Origin of the sequence: Aeromonas simiae, assembly GCF_000820125.1 — a bacterium.
Taxonomy (GTDB): Bacteria; Pseudomonadota; Gammaproteobacteria; order Enterobacterales; family Aeromonadaceae; genus Aeromonas; species Aeromonas simiae.
This window is the reverse complement of the sequence record NZ_CDBY01000007.1, coordinates 204,158-204,873: the sequence shown is the minus strand read 5'-3', so window position 1 is coordinate 204,873 and position 716 is coordinate 204,158. Positions and strand designations below refer to the sequence as shown.

The 716-nt window shown below is 62.3% G+C and carries 1 pseudogene; it reads right to left on the bottom strand.

From position 1 onward, the window contains the following. Positions 1–52: 52 nt before the first annotated feature. Positions 53–716 (bottom strand): annotated as a pseudogene (locus BN1134_RS01565) (arginine decarboxylase); the annotation flags it as partial.

The window sequence follows — 716 nt, the reverse complement described above, 5'->3', positions numbered from 1 at the left end:
ACGGCGCCCGCAGGCGCCGTCATCCTATTGCACTTCGTCATCCCTGATGGGATCACTCCTCTTCCAGATAGGCATAACCTTGCAAGCCGAGTTCGAGCTCGTCGAGCAGCGCCTTGCGGGTCTCCGAGCAGAGGGAGGGGTGGTTGGCAATCTTCTGATAGTTCTCGCGAATGACCGACGGATCGATGTTCACGTAACGCAGCAGCTGATCGACCGTGTCACCGCGCACTATGTTGCGAATGTCCATCTCGCCGTTCTCGCCCAGCGAGACCTCGGCACAGTGGGTGTCGCCGAACAGGTTGTGCAGATCCCCCAGGATCTCCTGATAGGCACCGACCAAGAAGAAGCCGATGTGGCAATCCTCGTTCTCGCCATACTCGGGCATCGGCAGGGTGGTCTCGACCCCGAGGCCATCCACGTAATGCTCCACCTGGCCGTCGGAATCGCAGGTGATGTCCATCAGGATGCCGCGACGGGTGAGCGGGCGATCGAGACCGGCCAGCGGCAGCACCGGGAACACCTGGCCAATCCCCCAGGCGTCCGGCAGGGACTGGAACAGGGAGAAGTTGACGAAGCACTTGTCCGCCAGCTGCTCGCTCAACTGGTCGGCCAGATCCCGGTGGTTACGGTTGACCGGGTTGAGGCGCTCCTTGATGGCCAGGCTGATGTTCTGACGCAGGCTCTCGGCCCAGGCGCGCTGCTCGAGGTTGAGCAGC